Source organism: Ralstonia sp. 25mfcol4.1 (assembly GCF_900104095.1).
GTDB lineage: Bacteria > Pseudomonadota > Gammaproteobacteria > Burkholderiales > Burkholderiaceae > Cupriavidus.
Genome location: NZ_FNJO01000010.1, coordinates 85,707 through 109,585, shown reverse-complemented (window position 1 = coordinate 109,585; position 23,879 = coordinate 85,707). Strand labels below are relative to the sequence as shown.

Sequence of the window (23,879 nt, the reverse complement as noted above, 5' to 3'; positions counted from 1 at the left end):
GATATATTGCGATAAAAAAAGTTATCGCAATGAGATCGACGAAAAGCGGGAACTGCGTGCCGGCGGAAGCTACGGCGGCGGCCCCGGGAGAATCCGTTTAAGTGGGAAAAAGAAGCTTTCACTTGATCCGCCGGACCGCCTTGGGCAGCATTTGCGTACCACCGCTCAGGGACGATCCATGCGACCGCTCATCAGCCATCCGGGCCTGCTGTTTGTCGTGCTGCTGGTATTGATGGGCATTGCCACCGCCATCGGCGCGCTGGTGCTGCGCCGCATGCGTCCGCTCAGCAGCGACGGCCGCGACGACTTCAACATCATCCAAGGGGCCACGCTGACGCTGCTGGCGCTGCTGATAGGGTTCACGCTGTCGATGGCCGTCGGCCGGTACGACCAGCGCAAGAATCTGGAGGAAGAGGAAGCCAATGCGATCGGCACCGAGTACCTGCGCGTGGAGTTGCTCGAACGTGACACCGAGGCGCTCAAGTCGTTGCTGGTGCGCTATCTGGATCAGCGTATCCACTACTACCTGACCCGCGACGATGCGCAAGTCGACGACATCGAGGCCGCGACGGCGCAGATCGAAGACCAGATGTGGAAGCTGGTGCGTGACGGCGCGCGCACGGCGCCCAATCCGATCACGGCGCTGGCGGTGGCCGGCATGAACGACGTGATCAATTCCCAGGGCTATTCGGAAGCGGCATGGCGCAATCACATACCGCTGGCGGCCTGGGGGCTGATGATCATCATCGCCTTCTGCAGCAGCCTCATGCAGGGCTACGGCGCGCGCACCGAGAGCACCAAGATCGTACTGCTGCTGGTGGTGCCGCTGACCGTGTCGTTGTCGCTGGCGCTGATCGCCGATATCGACAGCCCCCGGGGCGGGCTGATCCGGGTCATGCCGCAGAACCTGCTCAGCGTGCAGGAATCGTTGAAACGCTAGCCCGGATGGTCGTCAATCGGCGTGCCGGGCCGGCGGGTGGAAACTTCAGTGCACGGTTTCGCCGCGAATCAGCAGGACCGGCTTGCTGGACTTCGAAATCACGCCTTCCGACACGCTGCCCATGATCACACGCCGCATGCCGCGCCGGCCGTGGGTGCCCATGATGATCAGGTCGGCCGGCCAATGATCGGCGCATTTGACGATGGTCCCCGAGATATTGCCGGGCGAAACTGGCTTTTCTGCGAGTTCGGTCAGGCAGCGCACGTTGGCATTGGCGAAGCGTCGTGCGGCGGAAGCCAGAGCCTTCTGGCCCACCTCGATCATGCCGCCCACGATCTGGCTGGGGTCAATATGGGCGTACTCGAAGAACAGTTCGCTGTCGTCCACCACGAACAGCACCTTGACTTCGGCCGAGAGATGCTTGGCCAGCCCCACTGCCTGCGAAATGGCCAGCTCCGATGATGGGCCGCCGTCCACTGCCACGAGAATCCGTTCGTACATCGATTCACCTCCGCATTGACGTTGTCGCTGTAGACAGCATAGTTCGCGGCGTGGCTCATTAATTGACCTGTATCAAACGCTCATTAATAGTAGAAACTTTTGTTTTCAGATGTAGCAAGGGAGGGATACGTCACGATGTTCGGATACGATACGCAAAGGACAAACGCTATCGACCTTCATACGATGACTGTTGCCCCTGCAGCCATGCCAGCCCCGACGGCGACCGCCAAGGCCCGTCGTCCGCGCCGCCTTCCACACATTGCCTCGCGCGTTTGCGCGCGTGTCCCCGCCCGAATCGCAGGCCTTGCCAGTGTCGGCGCGGCCTGGCTGCTGTGCAGTGCTTCGCCGGCGTGGGCCCAGCCGCCGCAGGACCTGCTCTGGTTTGCCGATGGGCGTCCCTCGCAGGCGGCGCAAGCCGCGGTCAAGGCATTGAACGGTGCCGGTACCGATGGTCTGGAGCCGGGAGACTACGATGCCGATGGCCTGCAGCGCGCGTTGGCGCAGCTGGTCGATGCCCCGACGCCGGCGTCGGACGCGGCGCAGCGCTTTGACGGGGCGCTCACCAGTGCCATGAAGCGATATCTGTCCGATCTGCATCGGGGTCGCGTCGATCCGCGCAAGGTCCACGCGAATTTCTCGGTCGGCAATCTGCCCCCGTTCGATCCGGAAAGCTACCTGCGCAACGCCATGGCCGCCAACCGGCTGGCCGACGCCATGCGCGAAGCCGCGCCGTCGTTTCCGCTCTACGGCACGCTGCGCGACGCGCTGGCCAAGTATCGCAAGCTCGCAGCCGAGCCGTTCTGGAAGACCCCGCTGCCCGCCGTTGCCGGTGGCAAGCTGACGCCCGGACAGTCCTACGCCGGTCTGCCGCAACTGGCGCAACGGCTGCAAGCCCTGGGCGACCTGTCCCCAGGCGCGCCGGTACCACAGCGTTACGAAGGCGCACTCGTCGATGCCGTCAAGGCGTTCCAGACGCGCCATGCGCTCGATGCCGATGGGGTGATCGGCGCGGGCACGCTGGCCCAGCTCAACGTCACGCCCGCCGCGCGCGTCGACCAGATCGTGCTGACGATGGAGCGCCTGCGCTGGACGCCGCTGGCCGAGGGCCCGCGCATGATCGTGGTCAACGTGCCCGAATTCGTGCTGCGCGCCTACGACTACGACGAAGGCCGGCTCGACATCAAGCTGGAGATGAAGGTCATCGTGGGCAAGGCGCTCGATACGCGCACGCCGCTGTTCAAGGAGGACATGCGCTATATCGAGTTCAGCCCGTACTGGAACGTGCCGTCGTCGATCGCGCGCAAGGAAGTCATCCCGAAATCCCAGCGCGATCCCGGCTATTTCACGCGCCAGGGCTTCGAGTTCGTCTATGGCACCCAGGCAAATGCCACGTTCAGCCAGGCCAATGTCGATGCGGTGCTGAGCGGGCAGGCGCGCATCCGGCAAAGGCCAGGCCCGCTCAATGCGCTGGGGGACATCAAGTTCATCTTCCCGAACAACCAGGCCATCTATCTGCACCACACGCCCACGCCGGAATTGTTCAAGCGCGGCCGGCGCGATTTCAGTCACGGCTGCATCCGCGTCGAAGATCCTGTCGCGCTGGCGCAGTTCACGCTTCAGGGCATGCCCGAATGGACCCCGGCGCGTATCCGTGAGGCAATGACGGCGGGCAAGTCGAAGACCATTGCGCTTCAGCAACCGGTGCCCGTGGTGCTGGCCTACGGGACAGCCATTGCGCGCGCCGATGGACGGGTATACTTTGTGCCTGACATTTACGGACAGGACAAATTGCTGGACCAGGCGCTGCGGCAGCGCACGGGTGCCAAGCCAGCCGTACGGCCTTCATGAATGCCGCGCCGTTGTAAAAGTTTCCATGTCCGAATCCAGTTCCAGCCAGCGTCGCCGTTTTTTTCATCGTGCAGGAGCCATCGCGCTAGGCGCGGGCCTGTCGACGCTGGCGCCTCGCGCCGCCCTGGCGGCGCTGGGGCCCGATGCCCGCTCGCTGTCCTTTGAACACACCCACACCGGCGAACATCTGTCGCTGGTGTATGCCATGGGCGATCAGGTGCTGCCGCAGGCGCAGACCTCGCTCAACCACTTCCTGCGCGATCACTACTCGGGCACGGTCGGTGAAATCGATCCGAAGCTGTTCGGCCTGCTGTTCGCGCTGCGGCGCGAAGTGGGCAGCGACGCCCCGTTCCAGGTGATTTCGGGCTACCGCTGCCCCATTACCAACGAGCGGCTGCGCAAGACCCGTGGCGGTGGTGTCGCCAGGCACAGCCTCCACATGGACGGCATGGCCATCGACATCCGCCTGCCCGGCGTGGCGCTGGCTGACCTGCGCGATGCGGCGCAGACGCTGCAGCTGGGGGGTGTCGGCTTCTACAAGGCCGAGAACTTCGTCCACCTGGACACGGGGCGCGTACGGCGCTGGGGCTAGGTGCCGTGCGGGCCGATCGCCCAGCACGAATATGTCGCCACTATGTACGCGGACCGAATAATCCATCGATATTCGGCGGCCCATGTTTCACATGTATGACATGAGACGTCCTTAGACTGCGTCCTCTTTCGACGGCCTGCCCGCCGTCCTTCTTCAGAGGACCCTGTCATGTCTCTTTCCCGGCCCGGGATTCCATCGGCCATTGCGGTCGCCTGCCTTGCGCTTCTGCTCAGCGCCTGCGGCGGCGGCGACGACAACCACAGCCAAAGCGCCTCCACTGTCACGCCGCTTGCCATACCGGCGCCGCCGGCTGACCCCGGGTTTGTCGACAGTGCCCCCGTGCAGGCGTCGGTGCTGCCGTTTGTCGACAACATCGCCACCAACCAGCGCGGTGACGCACGCTACGCGACCGTCGAGACCAATGCCGGCGTCCGTTTGGTCAAGGGTTTCCTCGATGTGTGGGAACCGCTGACGCGCCTGGTCGACGCCGGTGCGCCGGCAGCGGCCAACGGGAGCTTCCCGGCGGTCGCGGCGTCTACGTGGACCGGCTTGCCGAACGACGGCACGGCAGGTGGTTCGGTGACGAACGCCGCCGCGCACAACGCGAACATCCAGTACGTCATCAACGCTACCACGCAGCGCACCGCCGCGCAGGCCGAGGCTGCGTACTACGACGACCGTCGCGGCAAGAACTACAGCGTGACGGACGGCATGGGCCCGCTTACGGCGGCATGGCGAGCCGCTGCCCAGCAGACCACGACGATCACCAGCATCCCGGCCGACGCCACCATGGTCAAATATGACGATGGCGGCAACAACGCCGGCGTGGCCGGTGCCGGCAATGCGGCGTTCGGCGACGTGATCACGATGGTCAACAAGGTGGGCGACAATGCGTCGACCGAGCCGGCCAAGCGCTTCTACAAGTACGCCCGTCCCTACCGCTGGAGTTCCAGCGTGATCCTGGCGCCGACGCTGGTGCCGGCCATCAGTGCCGATCCCACGACCGACGGTGGCTTCATCAGCGGCCACACGGCGGAGGCCCTGCGCAATGCCGTGGTCATGGCCTACCTGGTTCCCGAGCGGTTCCAGGAAATGCTGAGCCGCGGCATGGAGCTGGGCGAAAACCGCATCCTCGCCGGCATGCATTCGCCGCTCGACGTGATCGGCGGCCGCATGCTCGGCATTGCTTCGGCGGCGGCCAACCTCTTTGCACCGGCCAACGCCACGCTGAAGGCCTCGGCCTATGCCCAGGCCCATACCACGCTGATGGCGGCCACCGGCACCACGCCGGCCACCTTCCGCACCTTCGCGCAGTCGGGCACCGCCAGCAACGACCGCTTCACCGACTACGCCGCGAACAAGGCCAACTTCATGCGACGCATGACGTTCGGCTTCGCGCAGATCGGCTCGGCCACTGCGGACCCCGTGGTGCCCAAGGGCGCCGAGGTGATGCTGGAAACGCGCTTCCCGTACCTGAGCGCCGACCAGCGTCGCGTGGTGCTGAAGACCACCGAGATTGCATCGGGCTATCCGGTCATGGACGACGCGGAAGGCTGGGGACGGCTCAACCTGTTCGCAGCCGGCGACGGCTATGGCGCGTTCAACGGCAACGTCGTGGTGTCGATGGACGCCAGCAAGGGAGGCTTCAACGCCGGCGACATCTGGCGCAACGATATCGCGGGCGCGGGCAAGTTCACGCTATCCGGCACCGGCAACCTCAAGCTCGGCGGCGCCAACACGTACTCCGGCGGCACGCAGGTGGCAGGCGGTGCGCTGGAGGCGGTGTCGGCCAAGGCGTTCGGCACGGGCGATGTCTACCTGGGCGCCGGGTCGGTCATCATCAACGCACCGCAAAGCGTGGCGATTGCCGGCAAGTACACACAGCTGGCCGACACCACGCTCGATCTGCGCGTCGGCCCCAATGGCCGGGGCCGCATGACGGTAGCTGGCGTCACGACCATTGCCGGTGGCACGCTGCGCATCGCGTTTGTCGATGGCTATGCGCCGAAGGCAGGCGACACGATTGCCGTCATCACCGGCAGCAGCATCAAGGGCCAGTTCGCCACGGTCACCGTGGACGGCTACAAGGCCACGCCGGTCTACTCGTCGAATGGCGTGCAGATCCGCATCGACGGCTGATCTGCCATGCAGTGACGTCCCCTGTCGCCGCGTTTCGCGCGCGACAGCGGGGCCACCCTCTGATGGCGCCTGATTGCCGATCCCGGCGGCCTTCGTCCAGCCTTCGATCCGGATGCCGGAATAGGCCCTACCCCCTCGCCTCGCGCCGCACTGCCTGCGGCGGCATGCCGAAGCCGCGGATGAATGCCTCGCGCAGGTGCCGGCGGTCACGGAATCCGGTCTCTTTTGCCACCACGTCCAGTGGATGGCGGCTCTGTTCGATCATCAGCCGGGCCGCCTCCAGGCGCAGGCTTTCCACGGCCTTGGCCGGTGACTGCCCGGTTTCGGCCGTGAACACGCGGCTGAACTGACGGGGGCTCAGATGCACGGCGCCGGCCAGATCCTCCACGGTGAGCGGCTGGTGCAGATTCTTGCGCGCGTAGTCGAGCGCACTCTGGATGCGGTCGGACTTGGGCGCCAGGTCCAGCAGTTCGGAGTGCTGCGACTGCCCGCCGGAACGGCGCTGGTACATCACGAGCTTGTGCGCCACGGAGCGCGCGACATCGGCACCGAGGTCTGTTTCCACCATCGCCAGCGCCAGGTCCAGGCCGGCCGTCATGCCGGCCGACGTCCAGATTGGTCCGTCCACGATATGGATGCGGTCGTCTTCCACCCGGATGTGCGGGTGGGCGCGCTGCATGTCCCGCGCGTAGAACCAGTGCGTGGTGGCGCGGCGGCCGTCAAGCAGCCCGGCTTCGGCCAGGATGAAGGCGCCGGTACAGATCGATGCCACCCGGCGTGCCCGGGGTGCGGCCTTGCGCACAAGGTCGAGTATCGGCTGCGGCGTGGGCGTGGCCACGGGGTCTGCCGCGCCGGCCAGCACCCAGGTGTCCACGGTGATCCGTGCGCTGGCGTGGCGCGTTTCGACCGCCATGCCCAGTGACGATCGCACCGGCCCGCCCGCCACCGAATAGCTGTCGATCCGGTAGAACGGCTCGCCCGCTACCAAGTTGGCGTACTCGAACACGCTTTGCGCCGCCAGCGCCATCACCTGGAAGCCATCCATCAGCAGAAATCCCACCCTGTGCATGCCGCCGCTCCGTTTTTGTCCGATGTCCTGAAACATGACTATATACGTCATTTCGGCCAAACGCGATCCGGCCTACGATGCTTCACATGGATGCAGCGCATCCGAACCCACCACCGAATGGAGAAGCATCATGACGCAGCAACAACATCTGGGCACGGCACTGGTCACCGGCGCATCGTCGGGTATTGGCGCGATCTACGCAGACCGCCTGGCGCGGCGCGGCTACGACCTCGTGCTCGTGGCGCGCAACCGCGACAAGCTCGACGCGCTGGCGCGCCGCATCACCGACGAAACCGGCCGGGCGGTCGAAGTGTTTGCCGCCGACCTCAACGACCGCGCATCGCTGGCCCGTGTGGAAGAGAAGCTCCGCAACGATGCGAGCATCACGCTGCTGGTGAACAACGCCGGCATCGGCACGCACACGCCGCTGCTGGACAGCGACGTAGACGCGATGACGAAGATGATCGACCTGAACGTCACCGCGCTGACGCGCCTGACCTACGCCGCCGTGCCGGGCTTCGTGGCACGCGGCAAGGGCTCGGTCATCAATATCTCGTCGATTGTCGGTATCGCACCGGAGGTGCTGAACGGGGTCTATGGCGGCAGCAAGGCGTTCGTGACCGCGTTCAGCCAGTCGCTGCACCATGAAGTCGGCGCCCGGGGCGTGCGCGTGCAGGCGGTACTGCCGGGCGCCACGGCCACCGATTTCTGGGAGACGGGCGGCTTGCCCGTGGAGAACCTGGACCCGGCCATCGTGATGCAGGCGACCGATATGGTCGATGCCGCGCTGGTCGGCTTCGACAACGGCGAGCTGATCACGATCCCCTCGCTGCACGCGATCGAGCACTGGAACGCCTACGAGGCGGCACGCGGTGCAATGGCCGGCGTGCTGTCGAACCGCACGCCAGCCCCGCGTTACGTGAAGGCCTGACGTGTCACGCCGCTGGCTGGCTCAGGAATGGCAGACCAGACCGTCCTGCAGCTGGCTGGCCTCGTAGGCCACGTCGCCGGCGCGCTGTTCGCGGGCGCGCTGCAGCGCGCCATTGTTGCGCCAGTCACGCGTGGTCTGGTCGAACCACGCGGCAGACTGAGGATCGGCGGCATGCAGGCCGATGCGCGCGGCGCCGGCGTCCGCCTGCAGGTCGCCGTCGAGCCTGCGATAGAAGCGCCATTCCTGGAGCGTCAGCAGGCGCGCCACGACCGGCGCATCGTCGGCAAGCGCCTGGCATTCGCCCGCCAGAAAGCCTGTGGCAGCGCGAATCGACGAGGCGTAGATCTTCGGCACGCCTTCGAAGTCTTGCGCGATGCGCGTGGCATAGGCGCTGCCCTGCCCCACGCAGACCGGCTGGCCGCGCAGGTCGCCGGGTCGCTGGTAGCGGCTGCCGCGCAGCACCAGCAGCGATCCGTCGCCGATGGCGTACGCCGGCCCGACATGCGCCACGGATTCGTCGGTCTGCGTCGGGCGCGCGCCCGCGATGACCACGTCCACATCGCGCTGCGCGGCCTGCCATACCGGCGACCCCGGCTCGCCGGGAAGGCCGACGACCTTCAACGTCACCCCGAGACGCTCCGCCACATAGCGCGCCATGGCCACGTCAAACTGGTCGGGCTCGGGCGGCGTGGGCGCCTTGGGCGGCGCGGGGCGCGCGTACTGGCGCACGCCCACCACCAGGGTGCCGCGCTGTTGCACGTCTTGCAGCCACGGCCCAGGCGCGACGGGCCGGTGAGCGGCATAAGCCGAATAACCGGCATAAGCCGTGGCGATGCCGGCCAGCCCCAGCAGCGCGGCCAGCCAGCGGTATCGGCGCAACCTAGCCATTGAGCGTCAGCCCCTTGCGCCAGCGCGTGAGCCGTCGTTCCACCAACGCGAGCACATAGTTGAGCGCCAGGCCCAGCAAGGCCAGCAGCAGGATGCCTGCGTACATCGTCGGAATCTGGAAGACCTCCTGCGAGTTCAGCGTCAGGAAGCCCAGCCCCGAATGCGCGCCGATCATCTCGGCCGCCACCAGCGCCGTAATGCAATAGGTGCCCGCCAGGCGCACGCCAGTAAAGATCGACGGCGAAGCCGCTGGCAGCACCACCTTGCGGAACACGAACAGGCGGTTGGCGCCCATCGAGCGCGCCGAATCGATCAGCAGCCGGTCCACCTGCTTGACCCCGCTGATCGTGCTGAGCAACACCGGCCAGAACGATGCCCAGAAGATGATGGCCACCTTGGACATCTCGCCAATGCCCAGGAACAGGATGAACACCGGGAACAACGCGAAGGCCGAAGTCTGGCGGAACAATTGCAGAATCGGATCGACAATCGCCTCGAAGCGGCTGAACCACCCCATCAGCAGGCCCAGCACCACACCGAGCCCGATGGCGGACAGCAGCCCGTACAGCGACCGTTGCAGACTGGCGAACAGGTGCTTGAACAGCGCCCCGCTGCTGACCAGATCCCAGATCGTGACGATGATCTGCGATGGCGGGCTCAGGTAGGCGTCGCTGACGATATGCAGGCGCGGCACCAGTTCCCAGACCAGCAGGAACGCCACGATGCCCAGAAGGCCAAGCGCCCGGTCCCCCAGGCGCGAAAGCGAAGCGGCGCGGCTCATGATGCCGCCTTTGCCACGGGGGCCGCCACTGTCTCGGCGGTCTTCTGCCCAGTCTCCACGGCCTGGCCCACCAGCGCGCGCTCGCCGTGCAGGCGTTCGCCGGGGTTGGCCGTCGCGCCCAGCGGGCGCGGCACGGCGGCCGGGTTGGCCATCTGCACTTCGTCCTTGAGGATGTCCCACGCCTGCTGGCGCAGCCGGATGAACGCTTCGGAATTGCGCACCTCGGCGGCGCGCGGGCGTGGCAACGGCACGTCGATGATCTGCTTGATGGTGCCCGGGCGCCGGGTCATCACGGCAATCCGGTCGGACAGGAAGATGGCCTCGTCCAGGCTATGGGTAATGAACACGATGGTCTTGCGCCGCTGCTCCCAGATGCGCAGCAGCTCGCCCTGCAGGATTTCCCGGGTCTGAGCGTCCAGCGCGGCGAAGGGCTCGTCCATCAGCAGCACTTCGGGCTGATAGGCCAGCGACCGGGCGATGGCCACGCGCTGCTTCATGCCCCCCGAGATCTCGTGCGGATAACGCTGGCCAAAGCCGGTCAGCCCAACCAGTTCCAGGTATTCCTCGGCGATCACGCGGCGCTTCGCCTTCGGCACGCCGCGAATCTCCAGGCCGACCTCGATGTTCTGCAGCACGGTGCGCCACGGGAACAGCGCATAGCCCTGGAACACCACGCCTTGCGCCGGGTGGATGCCGCGCAGCGGCTGGCCGTCGATGGCGATGTCGCCGCCCGTGCGTTCGGTCAGCCCGGCCAGGATGCTCAGGAAGGTGGACTTGCCGCAGCCTGACGGCCCCAGGATGGAAAGAAACTCGCCCTCGCGGATATCGAGGTCGAAGTCGCGCAGCACGGCCACGTTGTCGGCGCGGCCCGCTTCATTGCGCACGGCATAGTCCATCTTGACACCGCGCGCCACGATCTTGTGGCTCATGGAGTCGGTCCTATGCCTTGGCGAACGGGTTGAAATCGTTCGTGTAGATGTCGCGGGCGGCCACCTTGCCGCGCGTCAGCTTGCCCTCGGCCTCCAGCACGTCGATGTAGTACTGGATCGGCGGCTCGGTGACCACCAGATTGTCCACGTAGGCATAGCGATCGACGAATTCCAGTTGCAGGTTGATGCGCTTGGATACCAGTTTGCGCGCCTCTTCCGGGTTGGCGTTGACCCAGTTGGCAGCCTTGGCCAGCGCGGTCACCACGTCGCGCACGTTCTCCGGGTGCTCGCGCAGGAACTTGCCATGCACGCTGTACGGCTGCATGCCGCCCAGGCCGCCATCGAGGTCGAAATCGCTCCACAGGCGCGTGAGCTTGTCGGCATGGTCGGCGCGGCCGGAGAACGGCGCGTGGATGATGGCCAGGTCGGTGTTGCCGGTGGCCAGCGTCTGCTCGGCCTGGTCGTCCGGAATCACCACGAAGTTGATCTTGTTGACGTCCACGCCTTTCTGGCGCAGGAAGGTCTTGGTCACGAACTCGGCACAGGCGCCGAAGCTGTTGATGCCGATGGTCTTGCCTTCCAGGTCCTTCGGCGCCCGGATACCCGAGTCCTTGCGCACGAAGTACTTCATGTGCGGGGCGTCCTGCAGCGTCTTGTTGCCCGCCGCCACGATCTTCAGGTCGGCCCCGGCCGCCACGGCCGAGATCACCAGCGGCACCATGCGCGAGCCGAAATCGATCTCGCCGGTGCCGGTCAGCGGAATGATCTGCGGCGCCGCCACCTTGCCGATGTAGTTCGGCCGCGTATTGGTGCCCTCGAAGTAACCCAGCTGGTCGGCCAGATAGACCAGGTCGAAGGTGGGATTGTCCGGATACTTGAAGCTGACCTTGTCGCCGGCCTTGCCGATGACGGCGGGTGCGGCAGGCGCGCCCGCCTGCGCGGCGGGGCTGGCCGGGGAATCGCCCTTCGAGCACGCGGCCAGCAGCGGACCCATGCTGCCGGCCACTGCCAGCGATGCCAGTTGCTTGAGCGCGCCACGGCGACCGCGCGCGGGAGAGGAAAGTTCGGAGGCCATATTGTTGTGTGATGAGTGCAGTTCCGTTCGCAGTATTGCGAAGCGCCGCACTCCCACACAACGAAGACTTTTGTCTATCGATATCGGTTAAATCGGCTTGCCGATGACTGGCTCGGACCGTCGGTGATATGGCGATGGCTACCGGCTGGCGAGTTGTTCGACCGCGAGCTTCATCGTGGCACGATGCGTCCCCACGGTGTTGCGCAGCGTGTCGATGGCGTGGCGGTCCTGTGCCAGAGCGGCAAGCTGGGCGTCGACCTGGTCACGTACGAGGGTTGGCGCGGGGCCGCCGGGTGCCACGCGCGCGGCAACGCCGTGCTCCGGGTCCAGGCAGCGCGCCACGGAGGCCGCATCGAGCGCCAGCGTCCGGCCGGTGTGATGCCCGGCCGCCCGGTTCACCATGTCGCTATCGATCTCGCAGGCCGGGATGTGCCGGTCCAGCGCCTCGCGCACCACCGCACCCACGACGTGATGGGCTTCGCGGAACGACATGCCGGCGTCGCGCACCAGCATGTCGGCCAGATCGGTGGCCGAAGAGAAGTCGCGCCGGGCACGCGCCAGCATGCTGGCCCGCTGTGGCATGGCGTTTTCGAGCACGAGCTTTAGCAGGCTGGCGCAGCGCAGCGCCTCGTCGGTGGCTTCCCAGAAGCCGCGCATGCTTTCGCGATTGCCATCGCCGCTGTGCGTGAAGTGGCTACCCTTCAGCGCGGCCAGTGAGGCGGTCAGGAGGCCGATCATGTGCCCGCCCTTGCCCTTCAGATATTCGAGGACGACCGGGTTCTTCTTCTGCGGCATGATGCTGGAAGTGCCGGCCACGCTGTCCGGGAAGTCGATCAGGCCGAATTCAGGCGTCGCCCAGATGTACAGGTCCTGCGCCACGCGGCCCCAGGTGACGGTGGCGATCGTGATGGCGGAAAGGATCTCCCAGGCAAAGTCGCGCGAGGCCACCGCGTCGAGCGAATTCGGGGCGTAGGTGGAAAAGCCCAGCCAACGCGCCGTGGCGGCCCGATCGATCGGGAACGCCGTGCCGGCCAGCGCGCCCGCGCCCAGCGGGCAGGCGTCCAGGCCGTCCAGCGCATGGCGCAACCGCGCGATGTCGCGCCCCATCGCCTGCGCCACGCCGGACAGGTAGTAGCCATAGGTGATCGGCTGCGCGGCCTGCAGGTGCGTATAGCCCGGCATCACCGCATCGGCGTGGGCGGCGGCCTTCTGCAGCACCACGTCGCGCGTATCGGTCAGCGTGGTCAGAAGCGCCAGCACGGTATCGCGGGCGCGCAGCCTGTCGTGCGTGGCGAGGATGTCATTGCGGCTGCGCGCCACGTGCAGACGGCCGCCGGCATCGGCGCCAGCCACGGCCATCAGGCGAGTTTCGTAGTTGAAATAGGCGTCTTCGCGCTCGGGGTCCAGCGGCACGGCGGCCGGGCCTTCTTCCTCGATCTGGCGCAGCGCCCGGGCCAGCGTGCCGGCCACGTCGTCCGGAATCAGGCCGGCGCCATGGAGCATCAGCAGGTGCGCCTGGTTGATGTCGGTGAGATAGCGGAAGCCAGGGGCGAATTCACGGTGCAGTCGCGGCAGGTAGATGTGCTCGCAGACTTCGGGGGCGGTGGCTTGCGTCAGGCGGCGGCTGACCTTCGATTCCATGCAACGTTCTCCTCGATGTTGGAGGCCAGTATGGGAATCGGGCGGTCATATCGTCAAATCAGAAGTTTCATCGTCGCCATGCGGATTTGATATACCATCGGCGCACCTTCGCACCCCGTTGCACTGACACCTGTCACATGAATTTCAAGCAGATCGAAGCCTTTCGCGCCGTGATGTTGTCCGGTTCGATGACCGTTGCCGCGACGCAGTTGCATACCTCGCAGCCCAATATCAGCCGGGTGATCGCCCAACTGGAAAAGGCTTGTGGCTTCCGGCTCTTCACGCGGATTGCCGGGCGCCTGACGCCCACCGTGGAAGCCGATGCGATGTTCCGCGATGTCGAGCGCGCCTTTGTCGGACTGGACAGCCTGCAGGCGTCCGCGCGCTCGATCCGCGAGGTGGGCGTCGGCACGCTGCGCGTGGGCGCCGTGCCATCGATCGCCATGACGGTGATGCCCTCGGCGATCGCCCGCTTCCGCGACCAGCATCCCGACGTGCCGATCGCCGTGCACACGAGCGATTCGCCAACCGTGGCCAAATGGACGGCGGCGCGCTTCTGCGATGTGGGTCTGGTGTCGTATCTGGTGGAAATGGCAGGGATCCAAAGCGATCCGCTACACCGCGAGGCCGGCGTCTGCATCGTGCCAGCTGCGCACAGTCTGGCGAAAAAACGACGTGTGCGTGCCGACGATCTGGCCGGCGAGCCGTTTATCTCGCTGACGCGCGGCGACGGCACCCGCGCCATCGTGGATGCCGCCTTCCTCTCGGATCGGCGCGTGCTGACGCTGGAAACACCCTACGCCGCCACCATCTGCACGATGGTCGAAATGGGCCTCGGCGTCAGCGTGGTCAACCCGCAGGTGGTACGCACCCTCCGGTTCCCGGGCCTGAAGGCGCTGCCATTCGAACCGGCCATCGAATTCGAAAGCTTCGTGCTGATCAACCAGCAGCACCCGGTGCCTGCGCTGGCCCAGGAATTCCTGGAGTGTGTGCGGGAGGTGATGCGGGGGTAAGGCTCAGGTTTGGGGCGATGAGCCTCAGCCCCGCTCCTTCTCCGCCGCCCGGTCCAGCATCGCCTGACCGATCACGGTACTGCCCTGGGTCATCAGCGCCTCGCCGGGGCCCCGGATATCGCGGGCGTCCTTGTGCTGGCCCAGCTTCAGCTTGCCCTGCAAACGGGTAATCTCGATTTCGATGCCGACGATGGCCTGAAGCAGCGTGTCGATGAAATCGGCGGGGGCGTCGGACATTTTCCAGGGCCGCGGCTGGCTGACCTCGTGATGGCGCGTGAGCCGGGCCACCACGCCGCGTACGTAGCGCTCGTCGTCATGTACCGTGATGCGCCCATGGGCATGCACCACCTGGTAGTTCCAGGTCGGCACCTGCTTGTGGGCTTCGTGCTTGCTGGGATACCAGTTCGGCGAGATATAGGCGTCGCCGGCGCGGAACACCACCAGCACTTCGTCGCCATTGGCGACGTCCTGCCAGACCGGATTGGCGCGGGCCACGTGCGCCTTGAGAATGCCCGATTCGCCCTGGTCGGGGTCGATTTCGAACGGGATATGGTTGGCATCCATGCCGCTGCGCCCGTGGGTGAACAGCGTGCCGAACGGGTTGGCGCCGATCAGCGCGTGCATGGCCTGCTGGTCGGCCAGTTCGAAATGGGCGGGGACGTACATGACTGCTCCGGCGTGGTGTCTTGGGGGACGTTGAAGCCGTATTCTGGGCACAAACTGGAGTACAGTGTAGGGCCAGTTTGTGCCGATTTCATCGGACCACTTTCCAGACCACTTACCGGACCGGCCGCCAGCCCGCCCCTCCGGACCACTTGCCCCCTTCCCCCGCTGCCAGTCATGCCCAGAACCGCACAGATGCCCGAGATTCCGTTTATTGGCGCGCTCGACCGCCATGCGGGGCCGCTTGGCCGCCAGCTGGTGCAGGCGCTGCGAGACGCCGTCGCGCATGGCGACCTGAAGCCTGGCGAATCGCTGCCATCTTCGCGCGCGCTGGCCGAAGCGCTGAGGGTGTCGCGCGGCACTGTGGTCGAGGCTTTCGAGCAACTGGTTGCCGAAGGCGTGTTCACCGCACAGCATGGCGCCGGCACACGTGTGGCTCCGCTGGCGCCTGCGCCGCGGACGCGTCGGCGGACGCGCGACGGCATCGTGCTGCCCCCTGCCGCACAGAAGTTCGCAGCCATCGCCAGGGAATTCACCGCGCTGCCGCAGGTGCCGTTCGCGGTCTCGGTGCCGGCCGGCGCCGCCGCGCCGAATGAAGACTGGCGCCGGCTCGGCAACCGCCTGCGTGCCGGTGGCACCGCCGCGCCTGCCGGCTATGGCGAACCCCAGGGCGCGCTGCCATTGCGCGAGGCCATTGCCGATTATCTGCGCCGCTCCCGCTCGGTGCATTGCGAGGCTGGCCAGGTCGTGATCACCACCGGGACGCAGCAGGGGCTGTTCCTGTCTTGCCAGGTACTGCTCGACCCCGCCGATACCGTATGGGTCGAGAACCCGGCCTATCGTGGCATCACGGCCATTCTGGAAAGCATCGGGCCGCGCGAGCGCATCGTGCGCGTGCCGGTTGACGCCGAAGGCATCGAAGTCGAAGCCGGCATCGCAATGGCTCCGCAGGCGCGCGCAGCGTTTGTCACCCCGTCGCACCAGTACCCGCTGGGCATGCCGCTCGGCATGGCGCGCCGCAAGGCCCTGCTGGCCTGGGCCGACCGGCAGCAGGCGTGGGTCGTGGAGGACGACTACGACAGCGAACTTCGCTACGCCGGCCATCCGTTCCCGTCGCTGCAGGGGCTGGCGCCGGAGCGCGTCGTCTATCTGGGGACGTTCAGCAAGATCCTCTATCCGTCGCTGCGGCTGGGCTATGCGGTGGTGCCCGAGCCGCTCGTCGACGCCTATATCGGCGCCCGGGTGCTGATGGACCGGCATCCGCCCACGGCAGACCAGCACGTGCTGGCCGCCTTTATCGCCGAGGGGCATCTCGACCGCCATATCCGTCGCGTACGCGGCGTGCATGCCGAGCGGCGTGCATTCGTGATCCGGACCGTCGAACGGGAGATCCCCGCCGATCTGGCATGGCTGCAGCCATCGGACCAGGGCATGCACCTTGTGCTGTGGCTGGCGCCCGGCATCGACGACCGGGAGGTGGTCAGGCGCGCCGCCGAGGCCGGCGTGGCGGTACGCGCGGTGTCGCCAACCTACGCCGGGGACAACCCGCCAGCGGGGCTGATCCTGGGCTTTGGTGGATTTGGCGATCGGGAAATCGAGGAAGCGGCGCGGCGGCTGGCGGGGGCGATTGCTGCTACGGCCGCGACTAGAGGAGCTTGATCGGGCCCGAGGGGAGGCAATCAGCAGAACCAGTTTGCGGCACCCCTCAAGTCGTTCCCCGCTCCACAATCCTGAACCCCAAATCGACCACCGGCTCTGCCACCGTTTCGCCCCGGCAGCGCGCCAGCAGCAGGCCGGCGGCCAGCGTGCCGATGCCGGCGCCATCGACCTGAACCGTGGTCAGCGGCGGGGCCATGTCCGCCGCGAAGTCGGCGTCGCCAAAGCCGCAGACCGCCAGATCCTCGGGGATGCGCAGGCCACGCGCCCTGGCCTCTTCGACGACGCCCTGGGCGAGCTGGTCTGAGCTGCAGAAAATGGCCTCGATGGTCGGGTCCTGCGCCAGCAGATTGCTCAGGGCCTGGCGTCCCAGGCCCAGGCTGCTGGGCGCCGGCACGCGCGCCGTCGGCACATCGCGCCCCAACGTCGAAATAAAGCCCTCGCGGCGCACGGCCGCGCGCTGGTCGTCGCCGGTGGCGATGCCGAACTTTCGCCAACCCTTGGCCAGAAAGTAGCCGGCCACGGCGCTGCCGACCTTCAGGTGCGAGAACCCGACGGCCATGTCCACCGGCCGATCGCTCAGATCCCACGTTTCCACCACCGGAATGCCGGAGCGGCGCAGGCGGTCGCGCGATGCCTGCGCGTGGACCAGGCCCGTCACCACGATGCCATCGGGCCGGCGACTGATCATGGTGCCCAACAGCGCCTCCTCGCGCGCATGGTCATAGCCGGTCTGCCCCAGGATCAACTGGTAGCCGGCCGCGTCCAGCGCGTCGGTCAGCGCTTTGACCGTGGGGAGGAACTGCGCGACGGCGATATTCGGCACCAGCGCCGCCACAGTCAGACTGCGGCGCGATTTCAGCCCGCCAGCCAGCAGATTGGGGATATAGCCGGTGACTTCCACGGCCTGCTGCACGCGGGCAATCGTCTTGGCGGAGACCAGCCCCGGATTGCTGAGCGCGCGCGATGCCGTGATCAGGGACACCCCTGCTTCGCGCGCCACATCGTGCAGCGTGACGGACTTGCCGCCGGATAAATCGGACATGCCTCGCTCGAATCAATGGTTGGGCGTGCGGGTAAACGACGATGCCAAGTGCCGCCTCAGTGGTTGACCGCGACAAATGACAACGTTAGCATTCTTCTCACCCGCTGTCCCGCGCAATATCCAGCCGACCCGGGGAGAAGCATATTCAAGCCTGTTGCAGTGCGTTATCACGCAGGAATCTGCGCTTAGCCACTGCGGCGGCCCGCATTATAGCAACGCACACTGGCCGGTTCCCGGCCATTTTTTGACAACGATGTCATACGATGTCTGAAGTCTTCGACGCTCGATCAGGATCCACCGCCTTATGACTGCCTCGCCTGCCTCTGACGCTATTACCTCCGTCCGCCTGTCGTCCTGCTACCTGCCGCTGGCCACGCCGATCAGCGACGCCAAGGTGCTGACCGGTCGCCAGAAACCGATGACGGAAGTGGCGATCCTGCTTGCCGAAATCCGCACCGCCGGCGGCCATGAAGGGCTGGGCTTCAGCTATTCGAAGCGCGCTGGCGGCCCCGGCCAGTTTGCGCACGTTCGCGAGATCGCCCCCACCCTGATCGGCGAGGATCCCAGCGACATCGCCAAGCTGTGGGACAAGCTCTGCTGGGCCGGCGCATCGGTCGGACGCAGTGGTCTGTCCACGCAGGCCATCGGCGCTTTCGACGTGGCGCTGTGGGATCTCAAGGCCAAGCGTGCCGGCCTGTCGCTGGCCAAGCTGCTGGGCGCGCATCGCGATTCCGTCCGCTGCTACAACACGTCGGGCGGCTTCCTCCATACGCCGCTGGACCAGTTGCTGGTCAACGCGGCCGCGTCGGTGGAGCGCGGCATCGGTGGCATCAAGCTCAAGGTCGGCCAGCCGGACGGCAAGATCGACATCCAGCGCGTGTCCGCCGTGCGCGAAAAGCTGGGCGATGCCGTGCCCATCATGGTGGACGCCAACCAGCAGTGGGACCGCCCCACCGCGCAGCGCATGTGCCGCACGTTCGAATCGTTCAACCTGGTGTGGATCGAAGAACCGCTCGACGCCTACGACCATGAAGGCCATGCCGCGCTGGCGCAGCAGTTCGACACGCCCATCGCCACCGGCGAGATGCTGACCAGCGCCGCCGAGCACTGGGATCTGATCCGCCACCGCGCCGCCGACTACCTGATGCCCGATGCCCCGCGCGTGGGCGGCATCACGCCGTTCCTGAAGGTGTGCGCGCTGGCCGAGCATGCCGGGCTGATGATCGCGCCCCACTTTGCGATGGAACTGCACGTGCATCTGGCCGCCGCGTATCCGCGCGAGCCGTGGGTCGAGCATTTCGACTGGCTCGAACCGCTGTTCAACGAACGGCTCGACATTGCGAACGGCCGCATCATCGTCCCGACCCGCCCGGGCCTGGGGCTCACCGTCAGCGAACAGGCGCGGGCCTGGACGCGCGAGCAGGCCGAATTCGGCGCCAGCTGATCCACGGTCCGCCGTCGTGAGACACCATCACCGCAAACATCAGTAAAACGGAAACACAAGGAGACAACGATGATGAAGAAAGCGCTGGTATCGCTACTGCTTGGGGTCACCATGGCGGCGGCCAACGCCGCCTGGCCAGAAAAGCCGGTGACGATGATCGTGCCGTTCCCGCCGGGCGGATCGACCGACAACATCGCCCGCATTCTGAGCGCCAAGTTCCAGCAGACGTTCGGCGGCAGCTTCGTGGTGGACAACCGCCCCGGCGCGGCGGGCATGATCGGCGCGGCGGCCGCCAGGCGCGCGCCGGCCGACGGCTACACGCTGTTCGTGTCGTCGCTGGGCCCGTTCGTGATCGGCCCGCACCTGACGAAGAACGCCGGCTATGACCCGACGAAGGACTTCGACTACATCAGCGTGGCCGTGCAGGCGCCCAACGTGCTGGCCGTGCCCGCCAGTTCGCCGCACAAGTCGCTGCAGGACGTCATCAACTACGAAAAGGCCAACCCCAACAAGATGACGTTTGCGTCGGCGGGCAATGGCACCAGCGACCACCTGACCGCCGAACTGTTCTGGCAGCAGACCAATACCACGGGCCTTCACGTGCCGTACAAGGGCGGCGCGCCGGCGCTGAACGACCTGCTCGGCAGCCAGGTGGATGCCACGTTCATGAACATCAACACCGCCGTGCCGCACCTGAAGGCCGGCAAGCTGCGCGCGCTGGCCATCACCAGCAGCAAGCGGTCGCCGATCCTGCCCGACGTGCCGACCATGGAAGAACTCGGCTACAAGGGTGTAACCGTGTATTCGTGGCAGGCCATTGCCGCGCCCAAGGGCCTGCCGGCCGATATCAAGGCCAGGCTGCACAGCGCGGTGGTGGCGGCAATGAACGATCCGGCCAACAAGCCCAAGCTGCTGGAGCTGGGCTTCGAAGTCGTGGCCAATACGCCTGAGCAGTTCACGGCGTTCCAGGCGTCGGAATTCGCCCGCTGGAAGAAGGTGATCCAGACCGGCAACATCACGGCCGACTAAGCCTCCCGGCCGTGCCGCCCCGCCCGCTCGCGGGCGGCGTGCACGCGCGGTAAATAGCATCGCCAGAGGGCGCCATCATGGCGCCCTTTTGTCATTTCCGTGACAAGACGTCTTTTTACATCTGGGTGCCAGATGCGCCCATTACGTCACCGCGCTGTCACGTTTGGTCCTTAGTCTTGTCGGGCCTCCGGAAGCACATTTCCGGAATCACAGCCGAGGACTCCCCATGCAATCGATGCGCCTGACCCGGGTGCTGCTGGCCGTCTGCCTGACGGCCGCGGCACTGTCCGCCTGTGGCGGCAACGACGACCCCGCCGCACCGTCGAATCCGACGACGCCTGGCAACCCGTCCACCCCCGCCCAGCCGGTCGAAAAACGCTGCGCACCGTGATGCGCGCCGATCGCACGCACCGCCCTTCTCTTCCTCGTACAGCAAGAACATGAACTCCCGCCGCAAATTCCTGCAGACGAGCGCAGGCGCCGCCTTTTCGGCCGCAGCCCTCGCCGCCTTCCCGCCCAGCATCCGCCGCGCGCTGGCCATTCCGGCCAGCAACGTCACCGGCACGATCATGGACGTTCAGCACGTGGTCATCCTGATGCAGGAAAACCGCTCGTTCGACCACTACTTCGGCACGCTCAGCGGTGTACGCGGCTTTGGCGACCGCATGACGATCCCGATGCCGAACGGCCGCAAGGTCTGGCAGCAGGAGCGCGCCAACGGCACGGTGATCACGCCGTATCACCTCGATGGCACGGCCAACAACGCCCAGCGCGTGTCCGGCACCCCGCACGCCTGGGCCGACAGCCAGCAGGCGTGGGACAACGGCCGCATGTCGCGTTGGCCGGTGGCCAAGACCGACACGTCGATGGGCTATTTCAAGCAGAAGGAACTGCCGTTCCAGTTCGCGCTGGCCAATGCGTTTACGATCTGCGATGCCTACCATTGCGCGATGCACACCGGCACCGACGCCAACCGGTCGTTCCACATGACGGGCACCAATGGTGCGATGCCGCAGAACGTGGCGTTCGTGAACAACGAATGGGATGCCATCAACGGCGTCGCGGCCGATGCCACCAAGGGCTACACGTGGAAGACCTATGCCGAGCGCCTGGAAGAGGCCGGCGTGAGCTGGATCAGCTACCAGAACATGCCCGACGAATGGGGCGACAACATGCTCGGCGCGTTCCAGTCGTTCCGCCGCGCCAACCTGAACTCGGGCTTTCCGGTGTCCAGCGGCGGCGCACCGGGCGTGCCCTACACCAACACCGGGCAGGCCGTGCCGTACAAGGCGTATGACGCCGCCACCGACAACGCGGCCAATCCGCTCTACAAGGGCGTGGCCAACACGCTGCCCGGCACGCAGCCCGAGCAGTACCTCGATGCCTTCCGCCGCGATGTTGCGAACGGCACGCTGCCGCAGGTGTCGTGGGTCAATGCCCCGTCGATCTATTGCGAACACCCCGGCCCGTCCAGCCCGGTGCAGGGCGCGTGGTTCCTGCAGGAAGTGCTCGACGCGCTGACCGCCAACCCGGAGGTCTGGAGCAAGACCGTCCTGCTGGTCAACTTCGACGAGAACGACGGCTACTTCGACCACGTGCCGTCGCCGTCCGCGCCGTCGCTGAACCCGGACAAGAGCTACGCCGGCAAGACCACGCTGACCGAAGCCGACCTGAAGGCCGAGTATTTCACGCACGGCGCGCCTGCCGGCAGCACCGGCCAGCCCGCGCCGGACGGCCGCGTCTACGGCCCGGGTCCGCGCGTGCCGCTGTACGTGATTTCGCCGTGGAGCCGAGGCGGCTGGGTCAATTCGCAGGTGTTCGACCATACGTCGGTGCTGCGTTTCCTGGAAGCCCGGTTCGGTGTCCGGGAACCCAATATCAGCCCGTTCCGCCGCGCCGTCTGTGGCGACCTGACCAGCGCCTTCAACTTCTCGACGCCGAACGCCGAGGCCTTGCCGACGCTGTCGGGCCGCTCCACGCGTACCGCCGCCGACCAGTTGCGCGCGGCGCAGCAGGCCCTGCCTGCCGTGCCGGTGCCGCGCGACATGCTGCTGCCGCTGCAGGCGCCGGGCACCCGCCCGTCGCGTGCCCTGCCCTACGAGCTGCACACCAGCGCACGCTGCTACAACGGCGGCCAGGTCGAACTGATCTTCGCCAACACCGGCGCGCAGGCGGCTGTGTTCCACGTCTATGACGTCTACAAGCTAGACCGCGTGCCGCGCCGCTACATGGTGGAAGCCGGCAAGACACTGATCGACGCCTGGGACGCGGCGCTCGACAACTTTGGCAAGTACGACCTCTGGGTGCTCGGCCCGAACGGCTACCACCGCCATTTCAAGGGCGACCTGAACCGGCTGGGCGCCGCCGCCGCGTCGCCCGAGATCCGCGTCTGCTACGACATCGCCAACGGCAACGTCTTCGTGGACCTGATCAACAAGGGCGCCCAGGCCTGCACGTTCACGGTAACGCCGCTGGCTTACCGTACCGACGGCCCGTGGCAGGCCACCGTCGGGGCCAATGCCACCTCCACGCTCGACTGGAAGCTGCAGGATAGCGGGCAGTGGTACGACTTCGCGGTCACGTGCAGCAGTGACCCCGCGTACTACCGACGCTTTGCCGGTCGCGTGGAAACGGGCAGGCACACCGTCAGCGACCCGGCGATGGGCGAAGGCTGAACCCCGCCCTACGGCGCGCCGGACGCCGCCCGCCCCAGCAGCCTGCGCAACTGGGCGGCAGTGTCCTCGGCCGCCGACAACGGCAGCAGCGGCACGCCGATGGCCTTGTGCCAGTCCATCAGCGTGGCGCTGTGGCCATCGGCAAAGCTGCGCACGTTGCGCCGTAGCGCCTCGTGGCCGAACCCCAGTTCCACCTGCAACTCGCCGTCGCTGACCACCAGTTGTCCCGACGCCGGCAGCTCCAGCAGGAACGGGTCGTAGACCAGCACGGACAGCACGTCGTTGCGGCCACGCAGCGCCAGCATCAGGTGCCGCGTCTGGTCGTCGCCGCCATCGAAATCGCTGATCACAATGACCAGGTGGTCGTGGTGGGCCAGCCGCAGCGCCCGTTCCAGCGCGCCATTCAGCTTGGCGGCGCCGCGCTGCGCCCGGGCATCGGCGCGTAGCCGCTGGTTGTGCCGGGCCAGGTCGCCCAGCAGATGCAGCACGCCGTTGCGGCCGCGCTGCGGCGCCATGCTGGTCTGGTCGGCATCCCCGAATATCACGCCACCCACACGGTCGCCATCGGCCAGCACCCGCCACGCGGCCAGGGCCGCCGCCTCGGCCGCGGTCACCGATTTCATGGCCCGCCGGCTGCCGAAGAACATGTTCATGCGCTGATCCACCACCAGCAGCACCGGCCGCTCCTTTTCCTCGGCATACAGACGCACGTGCGGCTTGCCGGTACGGGCCGTGACGCGCCAGTCCATCGTCCGGACATCGTCGCCGGGCAGGTACAGGCGCAGTTCCTCGAAGGCCAGGCCCCGACCATGCACGCGCGACCCGTGCCGCCCCGATAGCAGGCTGTGCACGGGCTGCCGCGTGCGGAAATGGAAGTCGCGTACGCTGGCTTCCATGGCGGCCAGCGCGGCAAGGTCCACGCTGACGCCGGGCACGGCCTGCGAGGCCGACGGCGTGGCGCTGGTGCTGGCCTGGGCGCGGGCGCGCGCGGCGATGTCGCGGGTCATGGCGCGTTGGTTG

21 protein-coding genes are annotated in these 23,879 nt (G+C 66.7%); 11 read left to right on the top strand and 10 right to left on the bottom strand.

Annotated elements, in window-relative coordinates; all coding sequences use genetic code 11:
- Positions 1 to 178: 178 nt before the first annotated feature.
- A complete protein-coding gene (locus BLQ58_RS18385; RefSeq protein ID WP_029051654.1) occupies positions 179 to 940 on the top strand; it encodes a bestrophin-like domain in 762 nt (253 codons plus the stop codon).
- Between the two features lie 45 nt (positions 941 to 985).
- On the opposite strand, the gene BLQ58_RS18380 is transcribed toward BLQ58_RS18385, so the two are convergent.
- A complete protein-coding gene (locus tag BLQ58_RS18380; RefSeq protein ID WP_029051653.1) occupies positions 986 to 1,441 on the bottom strand; it encodes a universal stress protein in 456 nt (151 codons plus the stop codon).
- A 204-nt stretch (positions 1,442 to 1,645) separates the two neighbouring features.
- Between BLQ58_RS18380 and BLQ58_RS18375 the strand changes: the two genes are divergently transcribed.
- From BLQ58_RS18375 to BLQ58_RS18365, 3 genes are all read left to right on the top strand, one after another.
- Complete coding sequence (locus BLQ58_RS18375; RefSeq protein WP_092600912.1) at positions 1,646 to 3,289, top strand: L,D-transpeptidase family protein; 1,644 nt, start codon at positions 1,646 to 1,648, stop codon at positions 3,287 to 3,289.
- A 25-nt stretch (positions 3,290 to 3,314) separates the two neighbouring features.
- Positions 3,315 to 3,881 (top strand): YcbK family protein, encoded by a 567-nt coding sequence (locus tag BLQ58_RS18370; protein WP_029051651.1) that lies wholly within the window; start codon positions 3,315 to 3,317, stop codon positions 3,879 to 3,881.
- A 168-nt stretch (positions 3,882 to 4,049) separates the two neighbouring features.
- Positions 4,050 to 6,020, top strand: a complete 1,971-nt coding sequence (locus BLQ58_RS18365; RefSeq protein WP_092600910.1) for an acid phosphatase — start codon at positions 4,050 to 4,052, stop codon at positions 6,018 to 6,020.
- A gap of 127 nt (positions 6,021 to 6,147) precedes the next feature.
- On the opposite strand, the gene BLQ58_RS18360 is transcribed toward BLQ58_RS18365, so the two are convergent.
- Positions 6,148 to 7,089, bottom strand: coding sequence for a GlxA family transcriptional regulator (locus BLQ58_RS18360; protein ID WP_092600908.1), 942 nt, complete (start codon positions 7,087 to 7,089; stop codon positions 6,148 to 6,150).
- A 130-nt stretch (positions 7,090 to 7,219) separates the two neighbouring features.
- On the opposite strand from BLQ58_RS18360, the gene BLQ58_RS18355 reads away from it, so the two are divergent.
- Positions 7,220 to 8,020, top strand: a complete 801-nt coding sequence (locus tag BLQ58_RS18355) for an SDR family NAD(P)-dependent oxidoreductase (protein ID WP_092600906.1) — start codon at positions 7,220 to 7,222, stop codon at positions 8,018 to 8,020.
- A 21-nt stretch (positions 8,021 to 8,041) separates the two neighbouring features.
- On the opposite strand, the gene BLQ58_RS18350 is transcribed toward BLQ58_RS18355, so the two are convergent.
- The 5 genes from BLQ58_RS18350 to argH all read right to left on the bottom strand — a co-directional run bounded on the left by BLQ58_RS18350 (position 8,042) and on the right by argH (position 13,334).
- Positions 8,042 to 8,908 (bottom strand): transporter substrate-binding domain-containing protein, encoded by an 867-nt coding sequence (locus BLQ58_RS18350; protein ID WP_092600904.1) that lies wholly within the window; start codon positions 8,906 to 8,908, stop codon positions 8,042 to 8,044.
- The gene (locus tag BLQ58_RS18345) at positions 8,901 to 9,689 is read right to left on the bottom strand and encodes an ABC transporter permease (RefSeq protein ID WP_092600902.1); all 789 of its coding nucleotides are present in this window, start codon (positions 9,687 to 9,689) and stop codon (positions 8,901 to 8,903) included. The genes BLQ58_RS18350 and BLQ58_RS18345 overlap by 8 nt, the downstream gene beginning before the upstream one ends.
- A complete protein-coding gene (locus tag BLQ58_RS18340) occupies positions 9,686 to 10,618 on the bottom strand; it encodes an ABC transporter ATP-binding protein (RefSeq protein WP_092600900.1) in 933 nt (310 codons plus the stop codon). Before BLQ58_RS18340 ends, BLQ58_RS18345 begins: the two co-directional genes overlap by 4 nt.
- A 10-nt stretch (positions 10,619 to 10,628) precedes the next feature.
- Positions 10,629 to 11,693: an ABC transporter substrate-binding protein gene (locus tag BLQ58_RS18335; protein WP_092600898.1), complete on the bottom strand. Its 1,065-nt coding sequence runs from the start codon at positions 11,691 to 11,693 to the stop codon at positions 10,629 to 10,631.
- 138 nt (positions 11,694 to 11,831) lie between these two features.
- A complete protein-coding gene (gene argH, locus BLQ58_RS18330) occupies positions 11,832 to 13,334 on the bottom strand; it encodes an argininosuccinate lyase (protein WP_092600896.1) in 1,503 nt (500 codons plus the stop codon).
- A 137-nt stretch (positions 13,335 to 13,471) separates the two neighbouring features.
- On the opposite strand from argH, the gene BLQ58_RS18325 reads away from it, so the two are divergent.
- Positions 13,472 to 14,347 (top strand): LysR family transcriptional regulator, encoded by an 876-nt coding sequence (locus tag BLQ58_RS18325; RefSeq protein WP_092600894.1) that lies wholly within the window; start codon positions 13,472 to 13,474, stop codon positions 14,345 to 14,347.
- Between the two features lie 24 nt (positions 14,348 to 14,371).
- On the opposite strand, the gene BLQ58_RS18320 is transcribed toward BLQ58_RS18325, so the two are convergent.
- Positions 14,372 to 15,013, bottom strand: coding sequence for an FMN-binding negative transcriptional regulator (locus BLQ58_RS18320; protein WP_092600892.1), 642 nt, complete (start codon positions 15,011 to 15,013; stop codon positions 14,372 to 14,374).
- A gap of 174 nt (positions 15,014 to 15,187) precedes the next feature.
- On the opposite strand from BLQ58_RS18320, the gene BLQ58_RS18315 reads away from it, so the two are divergent.
- Positions 15,188 to 16,669 (top strand): MocR-like pyridoxine biosynthesis transcription factor PdxR, encoded by a 1,482-nt coding sequence (locus BLQ58_RS18315; protein ID WP_092600890.1) that lies wholly within the window; start codon positions 15,188 to 15,190, stop codon positions 16,667 to 16,669.
- 46 nt (positions 16,670 to 16,715) lie between these two features.
- On the opposite strand, the gene BLQ58_RS18310 is transcribed toward BLQ58_RS18315, so the two are convergent.
- The gene (locus BLQ58_RS18310) at positions 16,716 to 17,711 is read right to left on the bottom strand and encodes a LacI family DNA-binding transcriptional regulator (protein ID WP_092600888.1); all 996 of its coding nucleotides are present in this window, start codon (positions 17,709 to 17,711) and stop codon (positions 16,716 to 16,718) included.
- 304 nt (positions 17,712 to 18,015) lie between these two features.
- Between BLQ58_RS18310 and BLQ58_RS18305 the strand changes: the two genes are divergently transcribed.
- From BLQ58_RS18305 to BLQ58_RS18295, 4 genes are all read left to right on the top strand, one after another.
- Entirely contained in the window at positions 18,016 to 19,155 is a 1,140-nt protein-coding gene (locus tag BLQ58_RS18305) for an L-talarate/galactarate dehydratase (protein WP_092600886.1), read from the top strand.
- 72 nt (positions 19,156 to 19,227) lie between these two features.
- Positions 19,228 to 20,184, top strand: coding sequence for a Bug family tripartite tricarboxylate transporter substrate binding protein (locus tag BLQ58_RS18300; protein WP_175459951.1), 957 nt, complete (start codon positions 19,228 to 19,230; stop codon positions 20,182 to 20,184).
- Between the two features lie 226 nt (positions 20,185 to 20,410).
- Entirely contained in the window at positions 20,411 to 20,575 is a 165-nt protein-coding gene (locus tag BLQ58_RS29195) for a hypothetical protein (protein ID WP_175459948.1), read from the top strand.
- 49 nt (positions 20,576 to 20,624) lie between these two features.
- Entirely contained in the window at positions 20,625 to 22,859 is a 2,235-nt protein-coding gene (locus BLQ58_RS18295) for a phosphocholine-specific phospholipase C (protein ID WP_092600882.1), read from the top strand.
- Between the two features lie 8 nt (positions 22,860 to 22,867).
- Here the strand turns inward: BLQ58_RS18295 and BLQ58_RS18290 are convergent, their stop codons facing one another.
- The gene (locus tag BLQ58_RS18290) at positions 22,868 to 23,866 is read right to left on the bottom strand and encodes a DUF58 domain-containing protein (protein ID WP_092600880.1); all 999 of its coding nucleotides are present in this window, start codon (positions 23,864 to 23,866) and stop codon (positions 22,868 to 22,870) included.
- Positions 23,867 to 23,879: the final 13 nt, after the last annotated feature.